The sequence below is a fragment of the Streptomyces sp. NPDC055966 genome (assembly GCF_042269865.1).
GTDB lineage: Bacteria > Actinomycetota > Actinomycetes > Streptomycetales > Streptomycetaceae > Streptomyces.
The window spans coordinates 25334-40131 of the sequence record NZ_JBHJYK010000042.1; the positions used below are offsets into that span (position 1 = coordinate 25334).

At 67.3% G+C, this 14798-nt stretch carries 18 protein-coding genes and 2 pseudogenes; 15 read left to right on the forward strand and 5 right to left on the reverse strand.

Going from position 1 to position 14798, the window contains the following annotated elements; all coding sequences use genetic code 11:
* Positions 1-8: 8 nt before the first annotated feature.
* Positions 9-1238 (reverse strand): ISAs1 family transposase, encoded by a 1230-nt coding sequence (locus tag ACFC8N_RS46375; protein ID WP_376295712.1) that lies wholly within the window; start codon positions 1236-1238, stop codon positions 9-11.
* Between the two features lie 130 nt (positions 1239-1368).
* On the opposite strand from ACFC8N_RS46375, the pseudogene ACFC8N_RS46380 reads away from it, so the two are divergent.
* From ACFC8N_RS46380 to ACFC8N_RS46415, 8 genes and pseudogenes are all read left to right on the forward strand, one after another.
* A pseudogene (locus ACFC8N_RS46380) lies at positions 1369-1524 on the forward strand (IS6 family transposase); the annotation flags it as partial.
* A gap of 626 nt (positions 1525-2150) precedes the next feature.
* Positions 2151-2666, forward strand: a complete 516-nt coding sequence (locus ACFC8N_RS46385; protein ID WP_376295714.1) for a hypothetical protein — start codon at positions 2151-2153, stop codon at positions 2664-2666.
* Positions 2667-2835: 169 nt separating this feature from the next.
* Positions 2836-3150, forward strand: coding sequence for a hypothetical protein (locus ACFC8N_RS46390; RefSeq protein WP_376295716.1), 315 nt, complete (start codon positions 2836-2838; stop codon positions 3148-3150).
* 380 nt (positions 3151-3530) lie between these two features.
* Positions 3531-4361: a hypothetical protein gene (locus ACFC8N_RS46395; protein WP_376295718.1), complete on the forward strand. Its 831-nt coding sequence runs from the start codon at positions 3531-3533 to the stop codon at positions 4359-4361.
* A 191-nt stretch (positions 4362-4552) separates the two neighbouring features.
* Positions 4553-4987 carry a hypothetical protein gene (locus ACFC8N_RS46400; protein WP_376295719.1) on the forward strand — a complete coding sequence of 145 codons (435 nt, stop codon included), beginning with the start codon at positions 4553-4555 and terminating at the stop codon, positions 4985-4987.
* A 162-nt stretch (positions 4988-5149) separates the two neighbouring features.
* Entirely contained in the window at positions 5150-5614 is a 465-nt protein-coding gene (locus ACFC8N_RS46405) for a hypothetical protein (RefSeq protein ID WP_376295721.1), read from the forward strand.
* Positions 5615-5712: 98 nt separating this feature from the next.
* Positions 5713-6207 carry a DUF3883 domain-containing protein gene (locus ACFC8N_RS46410; RefSeq protein ID WP_376295722.1) on the forward strand — a complete coding sequence of 165 codons (495 nt, stop codon included), beginning with the start codon at positions 5713-5715 and terminating at the stop codon, positions 6205-6207.
* Between the two features lie 199 nt (positions 6208-6406).
* Positions 6407-6604 carry a hypothetical protein gene (locus tag ACFC8N_RS46415; protein ID WP_376295723.1) on the forward strand — a complete coding sequence of 66 codons (198 nt, stop codon included), beginning with the start codon at positions 6407-6409 and terminating at the stop codon, positions 6602-6604.
* 303 nt (positions 6605-6907) lie between these two features.
* Here the strand turns inward: ACFC8N_RS46415 and ACFC8N_RS46420 are convergent, their stop codons facing one another.
* Positions 6908-7099 (reverse strand): hypothetical protein, encoded by a 192-nt coding sequence (locus tag ACFC8N_RS46420; protein ID WP_376295725.1) that lies wholly within the window; start codon positions 7097-7099, stop codon positions 6908-6910.
* A 138-nt stretch (positions 7100-7237) separates the two neighbouring features.
* A complete protein-coding gene (locus ACFC8N_RS46425) occupies positions 7238-7435 on the reverse strand; it encodes a hypothetical protein (RefSeq protein WP_376295726.1) in 198 nt (65 codons plus the stop codon).
* A 296-nt stretch (positions 7436-7731) separates the two neighbouring features.
* Here ACFC8N_RS46425 and ACFC8N_RS46430 point away from each other — a divergent pair, with 296 nt between their 5' ends.
* Positions 7732-7935, forward strand: coding sequence for a cold-shock protein (locus ACFC8N_RS46430; protein WP_376295727.1), 204 nt, complete (start codon positions 7732-7734; stop codon positions 7933-7935).
* Between the two features lie 161 nt (positions 7936-8096).
* Here the strand turns inward: ACFC8N_RS46430 and ACFC8N_RS46435 are convergent, their stop codons facing one another.
* Positions 8097-8804, reverse strand: a complete 708-nt coding sequence (locus tag ACFC8N_RS46435) for an integrase core domain-containing protein (protein ID WP_376295729.1) — start codon at positions 8802-8804, stop codon at positions 8097-8099.
* Between the two features lie 546 nt (positions 8805-9350).
* On the opposite strand from ACFC8N_RS46435, the gene ACFC8N_RS46440 reads away from it, so the two are divergent.
* The 5 genes from ACFC8N_RS46440 to ACFC8N_RS46460 all read left to right on the forward strand — a co-directional run bounded on the left by ACFC8N_RS46440 (position 9351) and on the right by ACFC8N_RS46460 (position 13735).
* A complete protein-coding gene (locus ACFC8N_RS46440; protein ID WP_376295730.1) occupies positions 9351-9995 on the forward strand; it encodes a hypothetical protein in 645 nt (214 codons plus the stop codon).
* Positions 9996-10010: 15 nt separating this feature from the next.
* Positions 10011-10580, forward strand: a complete 570-nt coding sequence (locus ACFC8N_RS46445) for a hypothetical protein (protein WP_376295732.1) — start codon at positions 10011-10013, stop codon at positions 10578-10580.
* A gap of 247 nt (positions 10581-10827) precedes the next feature.
* Complete coding sequence (locus tag ACFC8N_RS46450) at positions 10828-12540, forward strand: IS1634 family transposase (RefSeq protein ID WP_376295734.1); 1713 nt, start codon at positions 10828-10830, stop codon at positions 12538-12540.
* A 130-nt stretch (positions 12541-12670) separates the two neighbouring features.
* Positions 12671-12823, forward strand: coding sequence for a hypothetical protein (locus tag ACFC8N_RS46455; protein ID WP_376295735.1), 153 nt, complete (start codon positions 12671-12673; stop codon positions 12821-12823).
* Positions 12824-13090: 267 nt separating this feature from the next.
* Positions 13091-13735 (forward strand): transposase, encoded by a 645-nt coding sequence (locus tag ACFC8N_RS46460; RefSeq protein ID WP_376295736.1) that lies wholly within the window; start codon positions 13091-13093, stop codon positions 13733-13735.
* Between the two features lie 18 nt (positions 13736-13753).
* On the opposite strand, the gene ACFC8N_RS46465 is transcribed toward ACFC8N_RS46460, so the two are convergent.
* On the reverse strand, positions 13754-14143 hold the full coding sequence (locus tag ACFC8N_RS46465) for a thiol-disulfide oxidoreductase DCC family protein (protein ID WP_376295737.1): 390 nt from the start codon (positions 14141-14143) through the stop codon (positions 13754-13756).
* Between the two features lie 378 nt (positions 14144-14521).
* Here ACFC8N_RS46465 and ACFC8N_RS46470 point away from each other — a divergent pair.
* Positions 14522-14798: pseudogene (locus ACFC8N_RS46470) on the forward strand (ISL3 family transposase); the annotation flags it as partial.

Sequence of the window (14798 nt, forward strand, 5' to 3'; positions counted from 1 at the left end):
GGGCTCGATCAAGTTCCGTGAGTGTCCTGGTTGTTGGTGATGCCCAGGATGGCGAGTGATCGTTCGGGTTCGTGGCGGATGGCTCGGGTGGTCTTGGCGATGTTGTGGGCTCCGAGGATCTTCAGGGTGCCGATGGCGAGGTTGCGGATGGTGGCCATGGCGCGGGGTGCGGTGCCGGCGTGAATGGTCGAGGCGTCCTCGGCAAACGTGACATCTCTGATGTAGTGGGAGGAATTTTCGATTCCCCAGTGCCCGCGAATGGCGGCGGCGAGGTCGGCGGGGCGGGTTTGATGGGCGGCGAGGCTGGTGACCGCGTAGACGTTCTCGCGGGTTTCGGGCCGGCCTGTGGGCTTGCGGCGGCGGTGGACCCGGATGGCGAGGTGGGCGTGGGGGAAAGCGATGCCGCCGAGGTTGTCGGCGATAGCGCAGGTCTTGATCGAGCGGGACTCGCGGCGGCCGTGGGCGGTGGCGGAGGCGGTGTGCTGAACCTTGATCGAGGTCCAGGGCAGGGCGGCGAGCTGGGCGTAGGCGGTGGGCTGGTTGGTCTTGATGACGGCGATGTAGTGGGCCTTCTTCGTCTCGACCAGCCAGGTGATGTTGGCCTTCACTGAGTGGAGGGCATCGAAGGTGACGACGGTGTCGGCAAGGTCGAGTGGCGCCAGCAGGGGCTTGAAGTGGCGCACTTCGTTGGTCTTCGCGCCGACTTCGACCTGGGCGATCGTGGCGACGCGGTCGTGGGTGACCGCCGAGAGCAGGTGACGGCGAGGCGCGGCCAGGCGGGCTGAGCCCTTGAGGGCCTTGCCGTCCACGGCGATGACCTGCCGCGATCGGGCCTCGGGCACGTCTGCGGACGCGGTGATGCGGTGCCGGTCGGCCAGGAGAGCGCCCACGGCCTGGTCCAGGGCGTCGCCGTCAAGTGCCTGAAGGACGCGTCCGAGAGTGACAGGCTTGGGGCTGCGCCGCCAGCCGAGCAGGTGACGGCGTACCCCAAGGGATGCCAGCAGCGAGTTCGTGGCCCGCTCGCCGAACTCGGCGAGCTCGTCGATGCTCTTCGCGCCGCAGACGGCCGCGCAGGCACACACCAGCAAGATCGCCGTCAGCGAGTACCACCGGCCTCGGCGTGAGCGCGGATCCGGAACCGATTCAAGGTAGGGACGCAGGTCAGCGATCCGGTCCGCATCCAGCGGCCCCAGTTTCTCCAGCACGGCAGGGACAGGGGAAGATGCAACAGCAGGCACGTGACATCCTCGTGATCATCTGGCTTCGACACCACAATGATCACGAACCCCCGTGCCTGCTCTGCTATCCGCCCCAACCGGCTGATCGCCAACTCTCCACGCAACCACGGAACTTGACGGAGCCCTGCCCGGACATGCCCAGAGATTCCTGTCTGCCTTCAGCGGCATCTCGCCCCACTTCCGGCCCCGCCGCCACCTGCTCACCGCCCACGACTACCGACGCGAAATGACCGAACGCCACGCCACCTGGAACCAGGTCACCGGCCGCACCCGAGCGGCTGCCTGACGGCAGCGCTACCCAGGGCACGCACACCCCCAGCGCACCCCAACATGCCTATCAGCCCCACAAGTTGACAACACCGGCCAAGGTCGTGCGGTACGGCTTCACGTTCCAGGGAGTTGGGGCGCAGCTCCGGGCCCGACCATCTGGCGACATGCGCGCCGGGCAGGGATGGGAACCTCACCGGCGGTTGTCAGCTGCGGCTTGTCAGTGTGAGGTCGTCCCGGTAGCCCGCCAGTATCTGGGCGAACGAAACGCGCCACCGCTGCCGCGATCGACTGCTTGTCCCTCCACCGAACCTCCCAGACCGCCAACGCGGACTTGGTATCAGGAGCCGCTCTCAGCAGTTCCTGTGCTGCGTCGCGTGCCCCAGCTGCAGCGGCCTTGTGAGTGGCCTTCTCCTTGCGGCTGGCTGTCGCCTGGCCAGCCAGGAAGATGCCGAGCGACACGATGCCACCGATCACGGTGGCCCATATTGGTGCGGTCATGGCCGATCACTCTGCCACTCGGCAGGCCGGGACCGTGCGGACATGCCGCCTCCCTCGTCGTCACGGTCCGGCAACAAGTGCCCGCGCTCCGTATACGCCTGCCACTCTGGCCGCACGTACTATCAGCACCACCGAGGGGGCCTCGTGCGCCGCACCATCCTGCCTATCGCCGTCATCCTGCTCGCCGGGCTTGCTGCCTGTGGGCCGTCCGACAAGCCCAAGGCCGTGGACAACGGGAAGGCCGGTTCGAGCGCCACGGCGAGCACGCCGCTGACTGCTCAGTCTGCAGTCCAGAAGATCGACGCCAGCATCAGCTCGGCGAAGCTGTCCGGAACGGTCACCGCGGACAACGACCCGAACCACCTGCTCGGCAGGCCGAACCAGTACACGTCGAAGGTCACGTTCACCGACAGCCGGATCAAGGCGGCCGACGTCGAAGGCACCAAGCCCGGCGACGTTGACCGCGGCGGCGCCGTCGAAGTCTTCGCAGACCCGGCAGACGCTGCCACCCGCGCCAAGTACATCCAGGCCGTCACCAAGTCGATGCCGGCGCTTGCCGAGTACGACTACGTCCACGGCACGGTGCTCGTCAGGGTCTCGCACTACCTGACCCCGGCGCAGGCCTCGGCCTACAAGAAGGCGGCCGACGGGCTTAGCTGACAGCTCCTCGGCGAGGCGGGTTGCGCTCCCGCCGTTCCGCCCTGGTTGCTCGGGACTCGCCGGGCTCTTGGATAGGGCCCGGCCTTTTCACATTCCGGCAACAACGGTGCGCGCTCCATATACGCCTGCCACTCTGTCCGCAGCAACTTCCGCACTGCCAAGGGGGCCCGTGCGTCGTTTCATCCTTCCCATTGCCGCCATGCTGCTGACGACCGCCGCGTGCAGCAGCGGCAAGGCCACGCCGACCGGGAAACCGGCCGCATCTCCTTCGGCCTCGTCCTCGGCGAGCGCGCCGAAGACGGCCGAGGACCCGATGGTGACCTGGTGCCACGAGCACCCGCTGTCAGATCTGTGCACGAGCGCCGGAAGCCCGAAGCCGGTGTTCTCGATGCCGCCGAGCGAGGCCATCAGCAGCGCTGCCAGCTACCTGGCCGAAGAGTGCTCGAAACATCCGGAGAGCTGCTTCCCGAGTCCAAGCCGGTGATCACCACAGCGCACGGGCGTCGACGATCCACGCTGCCGGCGTCCGCCGTTGAGAGCACTCATTGATTGCCGGTTCCTCCGTAAGGCCCGGACTTCCTCACGTTTCGGCAACAATGGCACCTTCATCCCGCACAGCTGTCACAGTACCTCCACCAACTCGTGCCACTTCTGAGGGGAATCGTGCGCCGTACCGTCTCGGCTATCGCTCTGCTCTCTTGCCTGCCTCTCACCGCCTGTGCGTCTTCCCACAAGCCTTCTGCTGCGCCTAGCGTCCGCTCGGCCTCCTCGACACCTTCAGCCACGAGCAGCGCAGCGCCAGCGGCAGATGACGGCGGTGGTGTCTGCACGATCTACCTGTACGGGCACGCTGCCCGTGCCGAGGTGCGCAACGGCGGGCAGTCCGATCCGGCGGCCGAGTGCGGCAGCCTCGCGTCTTCTCTGTCCGCAGGCGGAGACTTCTGGACCACGCAGGCGGTCGCCGTGCAGGCTCTCGTGCCCGAGGTGTGCGCTGTGCAGAGGCGTGACGTCGTGGTCGTGGTCCGCGACACCAACGGCCAGATATTCGGGCAGAGCGTGTGTAGCGCCCTACTGCAAGGTGGCTGGACTGAAGATGCGCAGGCCGAGCGGACCGCGCAGCATCAGGACCAAGCGACGGTACGTGCGAGCGCCAAAGCCAGTGCACAGGCGGCGGATCAGAGCACGGCGCAGGACGCGCTCGCAACGCTCCAGGGCTCCAACGGCACGTTCGCCAACGCCAAGTCCGTACGCAGCGACGTCGGGACGGCCGACACGGACCTTGCAAGGGAGCGGCAGGACGCCAAGGGCGGAAACGGCGATGGCTGCTACAACGTGGAGAACGTGGTCGGCTACGACGCCGAGAATGTCGTCGGGTACGACGTCACCACCACGGCCAGCTACGACGTAGACCAGGAGAAGCAGGGGATCACGGGGCTGCGGTCCGAGATCACGGATCTGAAGAACGCGCAGGAAGCCCTCACCGCTGACGGTCTGCCCACGCTGCCCGGTGCCGGCACGGCCATCGCCACGGCCGAGGCGGACATCACCACTGCGGTCGCCACCACGAACAAGGCCATCGACCATCTCAACGCCGACATGACGACCGCGTACAGCATCGCCAATACCCTCGGCACCGGTGACTGCGCCAACACCGGCCCCGGCGAGGCGCCAGCGGGGCTGTCGCACATCTCGTGAGCGAGGCTGGCCCGTACCTGCGTTTGCTGAGTCCGGCCGCGCCCGTGCGGTCTAACCTGCTGCTGTCCCGTCACGGATGCTCGGGACTGCCGGGGCTCCAGATGAGCCCCGGCTCCAACTTGACCGGCGGGGGCATCGTGAGTCAGTGCACGGCGACTACGACGAGAGGCACGCGTTGCCGTAAGCATCCGATGCCCTGGTACGGCGTCGGCCCGGATCCCGGGGTCTGCGGGCTGCATGCCACTCCGGAGCAGAAGGCCGCCTCAACGGCGCTGTTGGACGTCCCCGTCGACATTGCGGCCGCGGATCCGGCCGGCGTGTTTCCCGAGGTGTCCATCACGCCGCATCGGCTCATCTGTGAGGAGACGTTCGGCTGGGCGGCCAAGATCCGTGGCACGAACGAGAAGTACACGTACGCGCGCACATTCCTCAGCCGCGGTCGCACTGAGCCCTACGGCTGGCCGCTGCCTGGGAACGGCCTGTACGAGTGCCGCGAGATCGGCCCGTATGGCAGGTTCTCGTGCTTCTTCGTCGTGAAGGGCGTCTTCCGGCGGAAAGTGAAGCTGGTGACCCCGGAGCAGGCGGCACGGATGGCCCGCCGGATGGGGCGCCAGCCCTCCGAGTGACGGACGGCCGTCGTACTGGGTGCTCCGTTCCGCCACGGGTGCTCGGGATTGCCGGGCCTCCGATAGGCCCCAGATCTTCACGTTTTGACCAACAACGCCACCCGCTCCCCGAGCAGCTGCCACTGTGTCCCCGCACAACATCCGCACCGCCAAGGGGGGCCCGTGCGCCGTATCGTCCTGCTCGTTCCCGTCATCCTGCTCGCCGCCGCGTGCACCAGCGGTAGGCCCGTGCCGACCGTCGACGGCAGTGTCCCGCACGGGAATCCGGCCGCGTCCCCGTCGGCCAGCCCGAGCCCGAGCATCACGTTCCTGCCCGATGACGTAATGCAGTCCCTTAGCACCCTCTCGTCCGACGTGAAGAAGATCGTCCACGACGGCGACAACAGCACCACCGAAGCCGCAGATTGCGGGAAAATCGGCGCCGACGCGAGCGCCGCGGGCGTGCAGACGATCCCGAATCCGGCGTGGCAGCAGCAGTGGAGCAAGACCATGAGCGAGCTGCAGAAGGCTGCCAACGAATGTTCCACCGGACAGAGCACCGGCGACATCCCGACCCTGCAGCAGGGCCTGACCGACGTGACCGCGGCCAACGAGGACCTTCAGACTTTCCTCAAGATGACCGGCTGAACCGCCACCGAGGCGCCACGCTCGAAGAAGGTTCAGGTGACGATCGGCCCCTGCTTACGCGAGCCAGGGGTCTCTCGTGCAGTGGGAATGGGGGAGTCGTGAACCCGACTGAACGTACCGCCGTTGAGTTGGCGATCCGCTACGAGCGATCACAAGGCCGCACGGTCTCCTACGTCGGCGAAGGCTGGCCTGAGGGACTCATCGGGGAAGTCCGAGAGTGGGTGGAAGGGCGCCACCCTGGCGCCCGCAGCTTCACGTGCGACCTGGTGTCGCGTGAACCGGATGGCAGCATCGCCCGGTTGATCGAGGTGAAGGGCAAGCGCGGGCGCGGCTCGTCAGTTCCGATCACCGACCGGCAGCGTAAGGCGATGCTCGACCTCGGGCCGGACTGGTGGCTGTACGTCGCGCTGGACTGCGAAACGACCCCGGTCCTGGTCGTGGTCCGGGAGCCGAGCAGGCTGCCCTGGAAGTTGATCACTCCAGCCCGGGAGCTTCCGGAAGGGCGATTCCGCGGAGTGGGCGACGAAGGAGAATGGGGCACGATGCCAGCGGACGTCCTCGCCGCGGGGGAACAGGTCGACGTCCCCTCGTGACTCTGCGGGGGCACGTCGACGAGCGGCCCCTCCTGCTGAGGCGGGGATTGCCCGGGACTGCCGGGGCCTCCGATAGGCCCCGGCTTCTTCACGTTCCGACAACAATGGCGCCTTCGTCCCGTACAGCTGTCACTGTGGCCGCAGGCAACTTTGCCCGGGGCAGCGCGGTGGGCGCCCAGCGCCTTGAAGGGGGACTGCCATGTCGGGAAACTCGGAACTCAGCAGAGGATGCGGGAACTGCCTCGTCCTTTTCTTTGCCGGAGTCACCGCGTTCTCGATTCCCGGCGGGATGTTCATGTATGGCGGGGTAGCGGGGAAGATCGCGAACTCAATCCTGCTGGCGGTCACCGTCGCGGTCGTCGTGCTCGGGATCGCGCTCAAGGCGAAGAAGCGCTGACCTTCATCCTGCCCGCTGCAGGCGGCGCCGACCGCCAACGGCTGTGTCCCGCACGGGAAGCCGGCCGCCTCGGCTCCGTCCTCGACGGACGCGCCGAATGGGCCGGCAGCCCTCCGAGTGATTCAGCGCCAGGCGCCGCGCTGACCGGTACGGTCATGCTGTCCCGCCGTTCTGGGTGCTCGGGACCGCCGGGGCCTCCGATGGGCCCCGGCACCTTCACGACCAGGCTGCGGCCGATCTGCGTGCGCCAGGCACCACCCGACTCGCCTCGGGGTGGTGCCTGCCACATGGTGCTTTCGAGACTCAGGCCTTGTTGACCCTGGCCGCGCGTCCGGGCCCTTCGATCTGGAACGAGACGGTGTCCCCCGGACGGATCTCGTCGGGGTCGATCATGAGGTCGTCTACCGTGAAGTACAGCACGGGACCACCTCGGTCGTTCTTGATGCTTCCCTCGCCCGGGTCCGCGTCCCACTCATGGATCTTGCCTTGGTCCATGGCTGTGTCTCCTTGGCTTGATGGGGGACGAGCTCCGGTCACATGCCGGGCTCGCTCCCAGCGAACCCGCACCCACCTACGACAGCGACCGCTGCGCGCCGAACGGGCGACGCTGGTCCCCAGCTCGCCGGTGGACGTTCAGCGCTCCCATACCTCCGGGCCGCCCCCGTGCCACTCGATCAGCAGCGAGTTCGCCACGTCGACCTCGTCCAATCCCTCCAGGCCGGCACGCTCCAGGAACACGCTCAGGTCGTGCAGACCGTATGTGGTGCCCAGCGTCTCGCTGCCGACCTGGACACGCCGGCTGCCAGCCGAACCGGGCGGGAACACGATCACGCGACGCTCAGCCCTAGCCTCAGCCTCACCCAGTGGCAGGGGAGGCGCACTCGGGAGACGGCTGTCAGTGGTTGCCGGTCGACCCACGGGGGCGGTTGGCGTCGTGAGTCTTCGTGGCCGAGCTCCACCATCCGGTGTAGCGTCGTGATTAGCAGTCGTGGTTCCGAAGTCCCGTTCGCCCGTGATCGCAGTCACGGGCGTTTTTGCTGTTCAACGCCTCTCCGGACCAGGGCGATCACCTCCGGATCCCGCACGGTGCGGGACCCGATACGAGTCCCCTCGAAGGAGACAGGCACATGGCTACCGGCACTGTGAAGTGGTTCAACGCCGAGAAGGGCTTCGGCTTCATCTCCCAGGACGGCGGCGGCCCCGACGTCTTCGTCCACTACTCCGCCATCAACGCCGGCGGTTTCCGGTCCCTCGAAGAGAACCAGCTGGTGAACTTCGACGTGACCCAGGGCCCGAAGGGCCCGCAGGCGGAGAACGTCACTCCCGCCTAGCAACGCCACGGCGAGCCCCGGCCAGTGCATCAACCGGCCAGGGCTCGCCCGTCTCGCCCCGCCCCCAGACCTGTACGGTCCGGACGGCGGGGCGTCGTGCTGTGCGAGGCCGGATAGGTTGGTGCTGCCCCTGCGCTTGCCGAATACCTCATCCGTAGAGGTCAGGCGGCATGTCGGTACGCGTGGAGGATGCCGCCCAGACGTTCACGTTTTCGTATGTCGAGGTGGGCGATGTCCTCGGGGTGGGTGATCGGTTGGGGGAGTGGGTGTAGCGGCCGCGCGTTGGCGAGGGCCTGGTGCGGTCGGTGCTCGTTGTGGAAGTGCTCGAACTCGCGCAATGTGTGGTGCAGGTGGCGCTGGTTCCAGATGGGCGTGCGGTCCAGCAGCTCGCGTCGGCGGGTCTGTACCCACCTTTCCATGATGGAGTTCATGCGGGGGATGCGGACCCCGGTGAGCACGGCCTCGATGCCCGTGTCCTGCAGGACGGCGTCGGACAGCGCGGGGAGTTTCCCGTCCCGATCCCTGATCAGATGGCGGGCGCGGTTGCCGGCGTCCTCGAGGTCCATGACCAGATTCTTCGCGGCCTGGGTCACCCAGGACGCGGTCGGATGCTCGGTGGCGCCCAGGATCCGGATCCGCCGGTTCGTGTGCTCGATCACTGCGAGTACGTGCAGGCGGGCTCCGGACAGGGTGATGGTCTCGAAGAAGTCGCACGCGAGGAGTGCATCGGCCTGGGAGCGCAGGAAGTTCGCCCACAACAACGGGAGCTTCGACGCGCCGATGTGGTGCGGCGTGCCCGCGCTGTTCGACCGGCAGGCGTTCACGAAGCAGTAGTACGGCCCCGACGGTGAACTCGGCGAGCTCGGCACGTCCGGATGCGATGCAGCCGTCGGCGCCCGGGAGCACCAGGCGGTGGGCGCCCTGGCCGTGGCCACCCCGCTCGGCCTGCTCGCCCTGACCCTCCACCTGCACCGCCGCACGGCCCCGGCCAGCGAGCGGGCAACCAGGATCAGACAGCTACGGGGGCTTCGTCTCACTCAACCTGAACCACCGCAGACACCTCGGGCCCATCTCTGCTGAGACCGGACACAACAGACGCGGACTCACGCAGGCGACGGACGTGGCGTGAGGGACGGCCGGCACGCCCCGGCGGCGGGTCCTACACACGATCAGCGGCGGCCGGGCAGACAAGCTGCGTTGCCGCCGCGGCGGCGTACGGAGCTGGCCTGTATGTCCGCTGTGGCACCAACCCGGAATAAGCCCCACCTCTGGCCTGAATCGGTCAACCATGAGGGAGTTGAGGAACATGCGCCGCTATTGGCCATAGTGTCAACCCGTCTGCTGAGGGACACCGGGTAAGTGGCCCAGGAAGAGAACTCGCAGCAGTAGGGGGAAAACCAGTCATGAAGCGTGCCATGTTCACGCGTGCATTCGTCGCAGTGCTTGCGGCGTCCGCGCTCACCGGTGCCGGTATCGGCACCGCCGAAGCAGTCCCGTCCGCCAACCGCATCGGCCCTGCAGGGCTGCGAGTTCACGCGGGGCACACGCCGAAGCACTCGCCGCCCAAGGGCGCGAAGGTCGTCAAGATGCGGGTGACCGGAGTGAACGCGAAGCTCGCAAAAGCCCACGGCTTCAAGGTCGTCACCGCACCCGACGGCAGCCAGCACGCGGTACCGACGCCCAAGGCGATCAACCCCGACGGAAGTCCGTACCGCGCGAAGGTCCACCCCGACGACGTCGTCGAAGGGGACTGCGGCGACTCGTACATCTGGATACATCCCGTCGGCGGCTACAACATGGAGATCCAGACGGGGTTCGATCTCGACGAGGACGCGGTCGCCTACCACTGGCAGGCCAGCAGGTCCGACGACTACGGTTCGGACACCTACTCATGGGGCGGCGGGCTGGCATTCGACTCGTCCTGGGAGGGCGAGTGGGACGCGAACGCCGGCGGACCCGGCTGGGAGACCGCGGGAGTCTCCCCCTCCAGCGACGCGCTCTTGTGGGACGGCGACATCTGTTCAAGCGGCGGTCCCACCGACAGTGCAGAGATCGTCTGAGACAAAGGAAGACTCATGGGATCGATGTCGAGCGCGCCGTGGGAAGTAGCCCTGGGGTACTCCTACCATTTGGCCGCTGCGCTGGCAGTCCGCGACGCGCTCGGCATCTGCGATCCGCTGGGCATACAGGCAGTCATAGCGCCGCCGAGCCTGGCCATCGACTCGACTGTGGACGGTTCCAAGGAAGTTGACGCCGAGTGGCGACAGTGGTGGGACAGCGCTCTGGCGGCCTCGGAGCAGGACGAGTCGGCGGTTCCTTTGTCGCCGGTCGGCCTGCTCGGCCGCGTTGTCGAGGGCAACCGCGATGTCGTCCGCCTGTGGAGCGCCGAGCGCAAACGCGAAGTCGCGAACGTGAGCCGCCCTGGGCGTGGTGCTCCGCGCATGAGGGATGCCGTGCGCGAGTACGAGAGGACCACCGGTACCCGCCTCGGCGGATTCCGGCTCAAGGTGACCGCGTTGCCCGTCACCGGCACCCTGTTCCTCCCAATCAGCAGATACCGCATCCTCGTCAGCACTGAACTGCTTCGGCACCGCGAGGAATACGTCAGGCGCGTCATCACACACGTGGCGTCGGAAGGCATCTGAACATCCTCCCCAGCGGGGATCGCGGGCGGGGAGTCGCCGCGAGAGGCCCCGGATCGATGGGACTGCGTCCAGCAGCGGCAGGAGCTGGGTCCCGGGTTCGACGTAATTCGTGGGTTCTGGAGGTCCTGCGGGGTTGAAGTCGCAGGTCAGCGGGCTGGGATGGGCAGAGAAGCCCGGAAGTCCCTAGAGATGCGATCTTCTGGATTCACCTGCGCTGGCCTGGCCATAACTCGTATGGTCTGGAGCCGTGTACGTAAAGACGACGAAGCGGGAGAACAAGTCCGGCACCGTCCGGTACCTGCACCTGGCCCACAACGAGTGGGACGCGGCCAAGGGGCGGGCGGTGCCGAAGGTGCTGTTCACCTTCGGCCGCGAGGACCAGCTCGACCGCGACGCTGTCAGGCGCCTGGTCGCGTCTCTATCGAAGCTGCTGGAGGCGGGTGACGCACTGGCCGCGACCGCCGCGTCGGACCTGGAGTTCGTCTCCTCCCGCGCCTTCGGCGGCACCTACGTACTCGACCATCTGTGGCGCCAGTTGAAGATCGATCAGATCGTGGGCCGGGTCGGGCAGCCCAAGCGCGGCCGGCGCCGGGACATGGATGCTACCGAGCGGGTGCTGTTCGCCCTGGTCGCCAACCGGGCACTGGCTCCGTCGTCCAAGCTCGCTGCTGCCGACTGGATCACCCATGACGCGCACATCGACCGCCTTGCCGAGATCGGCGAGCAGTCCTGCTACCGGGCGATGGACTGGCTCCACGAGGTCAAGGACGACCTGGAGAAGCAGGTGTTCGACGAGGTCGCCAACCTGCTGAACCTCGAGGTGGACCTGCTGTTCTTCGACACCACCAGCACCTACTTCGAACTGGAGGAGCCCGACGAGCCCGTCGCCCGCGACGACGTGGGCTGCCCACTGGGCGACGGCCAGGGCGACGAGGACGCCAAGGAGACGGGGTTCCGCGCCTACGGGAAGTCGAAGGACTCCCGCGACGACCTGCCCCAGATCGTGATCGGCATGGCGGTCACCCGGGACGGCATCCCGGTCCGCTGCTGGTGCTGGCCGGGTAATGCCTCCGACCAGAAGCTGATCCGGCAAGTCGAGGACGACATGCGCGACTGGGCCCTCTCCAAGATCGTGTGGGTGACCGACCGCGGCTTCTCCTCCGAGGCCAACCGCCGCTACCTGCGCCAGGGCGACCACGCCTACATCATCGGCGAGAAGCTCCGCTCCGGATCACCCGAGGTCAAGGCCGCCCTGTCGCGGCAGGGCCGCTACACCGAAATCGCCGAGAATATGCGCGTCAAGGAGGTGAGGATCAGCGACACCGACCGGTTCATCATCTGCCACAATCCCGAATCAGCCGAACGTGACCGACACATGCGCGAGCAACTCGTCGTCCGGCTCTCCGAGTTGATCGCCGACACCGACAAACTCAGCGACTTCAAACAGGGCGAACTGCGCGGGAAGATCACCGACAAGCCCGGCCTGAACCGCTACCTGCGCACCACCCCCGCCGGCAAGCTCCGCATCGACCAGGCCAAGGTCAAGACGGAGGAGAACCTCGACGGCAAGTACCTCCTGCGCTGCAGTGATCCGCAACTGCCCGCCGAGGACATCGCCCTGGGCTACAAGCAGCTCCTGGAAGTCGAGCGCGGCTGGCGCGACATGAAGCAGATCATCGACCTGCGGCCCGTCTACCACCGGCTCGAAGAACGCATCCGCGCGCACGTCGTCCTCTGCTGGCTCGCGCTCCTCCTCATCCGCATCATCGAGACCCAGACCGGGACGACCTGGCCCCAGGCCCGCCGCGAGCTCCAGCGCCTCCACACCGGGACCTTCACTGGCCCCACCGGCACGTTCCAGCAGGTCACCGGTCTCACCAAGCCCCAGCGAGATCTACTCGCCAAGCTCGGCATCCCGCACCCGAAGCAGGTCATCGACCTTCAGCCCGCACCCCGCTGACCAGCCGAAACGCCACCGCCTAGAGAAACGCCCTCCAGGCGGCCACACCCATGTCCACGCAGGTCAGCCCCCCAATTCGGCGCTCCAGGCCGCTGAATTACGTCGAACCCGGGACTACGGCACCGTCCTGGTGGACGTCGAAACCCGCCGTCCGATCGATCTGCTCCCGGACCGGGAGGCATCCAGCCTGGCTGCCTGGCTCGCCCAGCGGCCCGGCGTCGAGGTCATCTGCCGGGACCGCGCGCCGTTCTTCGCCGAAGGCGCCTCGGCCGGAGCGCCGTAGGCGGTCCAGGTCGCAGACAGGTGGCATCTCTGGCACAACCTGAGCGAGGCCGCCGAGCGGAGCGTCGCCCAGCACCGCCGCTGCCTGCACGTCCTGTCGCCCGCAGAGCCCCAGCCCGAACACGAGACCGTCCCGGCTGTAGACCCGGCCGCGTCACCTTGGCCGCGAGGACACCGGTTCGCCGACCGGACCCGGTCCCGGCACGCCGCCGTCCACGCCCTGCTGAAGGCAGGACACAGCCGACGCTCGGTCCAGCGCCAGCTCGGGATGACCTACCGCACGGTCAAGCAGCTCGCCGACGTCGCAACGCCGGAGGAATTGTTCACCGGCCAGTGGCAGGGCCGGCCCTCGGTCCTCGATGACTACAAGCCCCACCTGGACGACCGCTGGAACGAGGGCTGCACCAACGCATGGAAGTTATGGGAGGAGATCGTTCCGCTCGGCTACAAGGGAAGCTACCAGCGCGTTCGCGCCTACCTGCACGACAAGCGCACCGCGCAACGGCCGGTGACCGCCCGACCGCCCTCGCCCCGGACCGTCGCCGGATGGATCCTCCGGCACCCGGACACCCTCACCGAACCCGAGCAACTCCAGCTCAAGGCCGTCCGGGCTCACTGCCCCGAAATCGACGCGCTCACCAGGCACGTCCGGTCCTTCGCGACCATGCTCACCGGCCGACAGGGCGAGCGGCTGCCGGACTGGCTCGACGCCGTCCGCCAGGACGATCTGCCCAGCCTCCATACCCTCGCCGCAGGCATCGACCGCGACCGTGATGCCGTCATCGCCGGCCTCACCCTGCCCTGGAACTCGGGTCCCGTCGAAGGCCATGTCAACCGGATCAAGATGCTCAAGCGCCAGATGTTCGGCCGTGCAGGTTTCGCCCTGCTCCGCAAACGTGTCCTGCTGTCCTGACGGTGCTGGGAGGTTCGGCTACAGGCCAACCGCTCGACGGTTGGGCAAAGCGCATGCCGCGGTGCCTCCTGGCATGCGGTGACGATTGTTTGCGACGAGTCGATACACACCGTTGGCAGCCCACCGCATGGGAGGCAACATGAGCAACGCACCCGCCAGCGCCCACCCTCCGCCTGCGCTCAACAGTGCCTTCGCAACAGCCTGGGCGCCTCCATACACAACGCCTCTGGGAGTCACCCACAAGACTTCGTGCTCGGCTCGTGTTGAGGTGACGCCAAGGGCTTCCAAGTCCGCGAACTGCCAAGGAACGGTCTCGCAACGAGGCTGTAGGCGTCGCTCAGCAAACCTCACCGAGGTAGAGCAAAAGCCGCAATCTCCATCAAAAAGGAGCACAGGCTGATTCCGCATGATCGCATCATGCCGCGCCTACAGCAGGGTGATCGCTCCGCCGACGAATACCGGCCACGTAGCGTCATCGAGCCCGGAAGCTGGCTCTGTCGCTGATTTGGGGGTGGGTGACGATCAGGAGCAGGCGGGCATCAGCTGTGCGTGGGGGATGTGGTTCGCCTCGCTGACCTCCTTCTTCAGGGGGCCGGAGTCGAGGTAGAAGAGGTTGTTCTTGGGGACGCTGAGGTCCGTCTTGCCGTGCGGTCCACGGTGGGGTCGGCCGCCTGTCCGGGATGTGGATGGAGATCCTCGCGAGTGCACTGCTACTACCAGCGGTGTCTGGCGGACCGTCCCGTTGCTGGTCGGCAGGTGCGACTGGACCTGCGAGCACGTCGTCTCGTGTGCGGCAACGACAGTTGCGGACGTCGAACCTTCGCCGAGCAGATCCCGGACCTGACGCGTCGACACGCACGCCGCACGAATGCCCTCACCGCCCAGCTCACCGACATCGCCCTGTTCCTGGGCGGACGTGCCGGCGCCAGTCTGTGCGGACGCCTGGCCATCACCACCGGCAAGGACATCCTGCTCCGCCTCCTTCGCGCACTGCCCCTCCCGCAGCCGGAGTCTGTCCCATGCCTGGGTGTCGACGAGTTCGCCGTGCGCCGCGGCCGTACTT

Coding starts and splice junctions, on each gene's coding strand:
- ACFC8N_RS46400 (WP_376295719.1), top strand. CDS start 4,553: ATGCCCTGGTACGGCGTCGGCCCGGATCCCGGGGTCTGCGGGCTGCAT.
- ACFC8N_RS46415 (WP_376295723.1), top strand. CDS start 6,407: ATGTCGGGAAACTCGGAACTCAGCAGAGGATGCGGGAACTGCCTCGTC.
- ACFC8N_RS46420 (WP_376295725.1), bottom strand. CDS start 7,099: ATGGACCAAGGCAAGATCCATGAGTGGGACGCGGACCCGGGCGAGGGA.
- ACFC8N_RS46430 (WP_376295727.1), top strand. CDS start 7,732: ATGGCTACCGGCACTGTGAAGTGGTTCAACGCCGAGAAGGGCTTCGGC.
- ACFC8N_RS46440 (WP_376295730.1), top strand. CDS start 9,351: ATGTTCACGCGTGCATTCGTCGCAGTGCTTGCGGCGTCCGCGCTCACC.
- ACFC8N_RS46445 (WP_376295732.1), top strand. CDS start 10,011: ATGGGATCGATGTCGAGCGCGCCGTGGGAAGTAGCCCTGGGGTACTCC.
- ACFC8N_RS46460 (WP_376295736.1), top strand. CDS start 13,091: ATGACCTACCGCACGGTCAAGCAGCTCGCCGACGTCGCAACGCCGGAG.
- ACFC8N_RS46465 (WP_376295737.1), bottom strand. CDS start 14,143: ATGCGGAATCAGCCTGTGCTCCTTTTTGATGGAGATTGCGGCTTTTGC.